The following is a 4625-nucleotide window of genomic DNA, read 5'->3' as shown; positions in this document are numbered from 1 at the left end:
CTTCGCACAACTGAAGTCCTGGCGGCTACTACGACAAGCCAGATGCTCCACCCGCCGCATCGGCACCATCGTCCAAGCCGTCCACACACTGCTGATCTGCAACTATTCAGGATGAAAGAGGCTCACCGAGAGTCCCATGCCTGCAAGGTTAAGAGGAGGGTCTGACACTGGCAGCTGCAGTTCGTGACGCTGACGTATCCATGCTGGTCAGTGGGTAGGGGCACCTTTCCCGGCGCAGACCCAGCCGCAGCTGTGACGCTGGAGTCTTGCACGCCAGTCCGTCTGCCCGGCCGGATGATCGAACCCTTCGGCATGCAACTTGTTGATTCCTCATGCCGTTCGCGATCTCCGTACTGCCCCGCCCCTCGGCGAACATACCGACCGCTTCCATCCGGACCCGCTCACGGAACGCTTGCCTCCCCGCGGTCAGACTCCCACCCTGCGGATACCTCATACCGCCGGCATACCGCGACGAGCAACACCCGTCAGCCCTCACGACAACCCGCCTACCAGGTAGGTAACGCCTCAACCTGGGCGAGCAGCGCTACGAACAGCAATTTGTGAAGTTCTTATGGGCGCGGCTTCGTTGGTCCGCCATAACCGAGGCCCACTGCTCCCCGCCGGTGCGCTGCCGCATAGCCCTGACGGCACGGATCCGGCAGCCGCACAGACACTCGTGTACGCCCAGTCCGCGACTGTCGTATAGCCACGGAGACTCGCGGGTTCGCGATCGCCGCCGCCCTCTTGCTTGCTGCCGGTTGCAACTCGTCACCGAAGGACGATCTCGAAAGCTGGTACACCTCAGGCAGCAAGGACCGGATCAACCGCGTGCTGGACAGCGCCGGCCGGGTCAACGAAGCGAGCATGTCTCCGATCAGCACACTGGAGCCCGCCTGCAAAGAGCTCACCAAGCAGACGGCTGAGGCCGAGGCCCATGGGTCCATCCCGCACGAAGGCGCTCAACTCGCCTGGGCAACCGCCCTGAAGAGTTTCCGAAAGGGTGCCTCGGAGTGCACAGCGGGGCCGCCGCGCAGGAGCAGCCCCGATCTCCAGCGGTGTCGTCGAAATCCAGACCAACGGGCTTCCCGCCCTCCGACGCACCGTTTCTCACATCAAGGACAACCTGGGCGACGCCTCTTAGCCCTCCCTGCATCAGGCCACGAGACCGTTCGGCAGAACGAACTGGCCGCCTCCGGCACTCTTGCGGCTGGATGGCCCCGCACCACGTTGGCCTGTCGGTGCCACTGCGGCACCTCCGCCAGGGTGCCCCATCGCAACGGCCCTGACCCGACCGAAACGGCGCTGCCCGTCACGCTTTATGACGGCCCGCCACCCGAGCTCCACCCCCGTAGGGGGCCGGTCGGAGCGTGCTCTCTCGGATCTCGGATGACCACTCAGGGGCCCCGAACGGACCGTAGGCCCCGACCCGCGAAGACTTCGATGAGGACCTGGGGAAGTTGCAGGGCCAGCAGGCTTCCCGCCAGGGACAGCGCGCTGCCCAGGAGGATGCCCGGGGCGGTGCGGCCGCAGGTGGGTGAGGACGAGCCAGGGTCGCGTCCGCTCGCCGCGTACGGCTGTCCCGGGGCGTGCGCCGCCTGCCGCCGGGGAGCCGCTCGGCCCGGGCTTCGGCGGCACGGACGGCTCCTCCCCGGCGGGCGGCGACTGTCTGCGGCGGTCCGTCGGCCCGGCTGCGGGCGGTCGGCGGGGAGGCTCCGCGAAGTACGGGGAGGAGGCCACCTGCGTTCAGTCCACCATGAAGAACCGCTGGAAGTAGTCGGCCGGGGCTCCTTCACCGACGAGGATCCCGTCGGCCTCCACCCACGCGTGCGCGGCGAACGGCGGCTGGGTGCGCACGCCGACGCACCAGGTCGGCCACTGACCGCGCAGGCGGCACAGCAGTACGGTGGCCAGCGACCGGGCGAGGCAGCCCTGTTGCCCGCCGGCGGCCAGGCTGACGGCCAGGACGGTGTCGCGGGCACGAGCGGCCTCGGCGAGCGTCGCCGGCCGGGCGCCCTTGCGCAGCCGCCGCAGTACGTCGCGGATTCCGGCCGGGGAGCGGCGTGCGAGAACGTGGGCGCAGACGACGACCAGCCGGGTCACCAGCCGCCGGCCGAGCGGAACCGACCGGGGGTCGTACGGGACGACTTGCGAGGTGGACACTGCTCTACCCTTCGGACACGACGACGAATGCGGGCGGGACACGATGACGGGCACAAGCCGGGGCTCGGGCCGGACACGATGACGGACACGGGCGGAAGCCGGGCATGGCGATTCTCACGAGAACGCCGGGGGTGCCCGACGGCGACGAGGCGCGTGCCGGGACGCGCCAAAACTCACCCCGTCAGCAGCCGGGCGTCGCGCAAGTCCTGCAGAATGCGGGCGATGTCCTCCTCGACCTGCTCGGCGCTCACGTCGTACTGGTCGGTGAGCGCGGTCACCGCCTGGTCGGTGGTGGTGCCGTCGAGCAGGGCGCGCACGATGACAGCGGCAGTGGGGTTCAGGGTGTAGTACTCGCCGCTGCTCTGGTCGAGCAGGGCCATCCCGTACTCGGTGTCGGCCGTCACCACGCCGGGGCGCAGGGTCATCGTCATACGGGCATGCCTCCTGTGTCGGTTTGGGGCCGGCCCCTTCGGCCGGCGGAATTCTCCCGGGAGCGCAGCCAGACCTCGCAGCCGACGGTGGCGTGCAGCAGCGCGCTCTCCAGGTCGGCGGCGAGTGGCCGGCGGCACCACGCCCGAACGGCCTCCACGTCGATGAGTCCCAGTCCGTGCAGACGGGCGTCGTCCCACAGGGCGAGCAAGGAGGAGCGGTGCTTGCGCAGCCCGGTTTCCTCCTCGAAGGCCGCGTGGGCCTTGGTGGTCCGCCGGCGGCTGGCATCTGGCACGACGCCCCGCATGGCCTCCTCGATCAGCGGCTTGTACCGCCAGGGAGTCACACGCTCCTGGGGCCGGACCGCGAGTGCCGCCTCCACCAGCAGGTCGTCGTAGTAGGGAGAGGCGAAGGTGATGCCCAGAGGCTCGGACATCTGCTGTACGTGCCGGGCGAAGCGGGCAAGGGTGCGCATCGTGGCCAGCTCGCGGTGCACACCGTGTCCGCCGCCGAGCGGCTCCGCCTCCGAGGCCTGCGTACGGATGAGCTCCCGCACGGCCTCGACGGCCCGGCCGGTGGCCCAGGGGGGCAGCCGTGGCGGGGTGCCCCACTCGAAGAGGGGCACCGACATGGGCGGTTGGGGCAGTGTGAGGTCGCGGGCCACCTGGTCCAGCCAGGCCCCGTAGGAGCGGCCGTCGAGCAACTGCCGCAATGCCGTCCGGCGGGACCACCGGTGCCTCGCGACGAAGCCGCGAGTGTGCCGCCAGCCCGTACCAGGATGCCGGCGCAGCAGGCCGTGCACATGGGCGCTGGCGCCGCTGAACAGTTCGTCCCCGCCCATCCCGCTCAAGTGCAGTGAGGAGCCGCGCTCCGCGGCCCGCTCGATGATGTACATGCGCCGGTGGCGGTTGACGGAGTACAACGACGGAGTGTCGAGCACGTCTTCGAGTGCGTGCACGCCGTCGAAGGTCAGGGGGACGGCGGTGGCGGGCACCACCTGGTGTTCCAGCGAGTCGAGCGCCTCCGCCGTGCGCTGCGCGTAGGTGACGTCGTCGCCGAGGACGTCGTGGACGGCGGCCGTGTAGGCGACGATCTTCGATCCTTGGCGGGCCGCGGTGCAGACCACCGCGGTGGAGTCGACCCCTCCCAGGTCGGCGGTGACCGGTGCGCCGCCCGCGACGCGTACGGCGACCGCGTCGGCCAGCCTGTCGCGGACCAGTCGGGCTCCCTCGGCCAGCGACAGCTCGGCCGGCGGCGGCGCCCAGTGCCGACTCGTACGGGCGTGCCCGTCGCGGTCGAGCGTCAGGCGGTGGTCGCCGGGCACGACGTCGACTCCGCGCCACACCGTCTGTGCCGTCAGGGGGTGCAGGATCCCGGGACTGAGCAGGTGGACGGCCAGCCGGCCCTCGTCCAGCTCCGCGTCGACCAGGTCGGCCAGGACGTCGGCGCGGTCGGCCACGACGCACGCGCCGTCCGCACTGCGGGCCGACGCCACGAAGAGGCTGCGTACGCCGGTGACGGTGCCGAGGGCCAGGGTTTCGCCGTCGAAACTGGCGAGCAGATGGTGACTGCCGGGCCAGGTCCGGGCGAGCCGCTCGGCCGCTCCGGGGGATCCGGCGCCGGCGGCGCGCGCCGCCTCCTGCTCCGTCACCGCGTGCTGTCCCAGCACACACAAGCGGGTCCTTCCGCGGACCGCCGTCGTCACGCTGTCTTCCGGCCAGTACCCCAACAGCCAGGGCCGGCCCGAGGCATGCCTGATCTCCCGTGCCGCACGCGAGCGAACCGGTGCGGCCAGGGGCGCGACGGCGTCGGTGTCCGGAAGGACCACGAACCAACTCGCCCCCGTGGGTAGTGACGTACCGGTCGCCATGCACAGGCCCCTCTTGGTCGATGCGGACTCAGCAGCGGTACGGGGACGAGCGTGGGGGGGGGGGGGCGCCCCCCCCCCCCCCGAACCAAAATGCCCCCAAAAATCGAGTTCGTGGTTCCGGTCCCCCAGGGCAACGGTGGGGACGAACCAAAAAAAAGTTGGGCCC

General features: G+C 70.5%; 3 protein-coding genes and 3 pseudogenes. 1 reads left to right on the top strand and 5 read right to left on the bottom strand.

Annotation, left to right across the window (positions count from 1 at the left end; genetic code table 11):
* A pseudogene (locus AC07FK_RS31055) lies at positions 1–115 on the top strand (IS5/IS1182 family transposase); the annotation flags it as partial.
* A gap of 116 nt (positions 116–231) precedes the next feature.
* Here AC07FK_RS31055 and AC07FK_RS31050 read toward each other — a convergent pair.
* From AC07FK_RS31050 to AC07FK_RS31030, 5 genes and pseudogenes are all read right to left on the bottom strand, one after another.
* Positions 232–327: pseudogene (locus AC07FK_RS31050) on the bottom strand (GNAT family N-acetyltransferase); the annotation flags it as partial.
* Between the two features lie 30 nt (positions 328–357).
* Positions 358–454: pseudogene (locus tag AC07FK_RS31045) on the bottom strand (helix-turn-helix domain-containing protein); the annotation flags it as partial.
* Between the two features lie 1289 nt (positions 455–1743).
* Positions 1744–2160, bottom strand: a complete 417-nt coding sequence (locus AC07FK_RS31040) for a lasso peptide biosynthesis B2 protein (protein ID WP_479108260.1) — start codon at positions 2158–2160, stop codon at positions 1744–1746.
* 173 nt (positions 2161–2333) lie between these two features.
* Positions 2334–2591 (bottom strand): lasso peptide biosynthesis PqqD family chaperone, encoded by a 258-nt coding sequence (locus AC07FK_RS31035; RefSeq protein WP_479108259.1) that lies wholly within the window; start codon positions 2589–2591, stop codon positions 2334–2336.
* The gene (locus AC07FK_RS31030; RefSeq protein ID WP_479108258.1) at positions 2588–4258 is read right to left on the bottom strand and encodes an asparagine synthase-related protein; all 1671 of its coding nucleotides are present in this window, start codon (positions 4256–4258) and stop codon (positions 2588–2590) included. The genes AC07FK_RS31035 and AC07FK_RS31030 overlap by 4 nt, the downstream gene beginning before the upstream one ends.
* Positions 4259–4625 lie beyond the last annotated feature (367 nt).

It is taken from the genome of Streptomyces sp. NPDC046122, assembly GCF_056429965.1.
The sequence above is the reverse complement of the archived record's forward strand: the minus strand, read 5'-3'. Positions and strand labels throughout refer to the sequence as shown.

Coding starts and splice junctions, on each gene's coding strand:
- AC07FK_RS31035 (WP_479108259.1), bottom strand. CDS start 2,591: ATGACGATGACCCTGCGCCCCGGCGTGGTGACGGCCGACACCGAGTAC.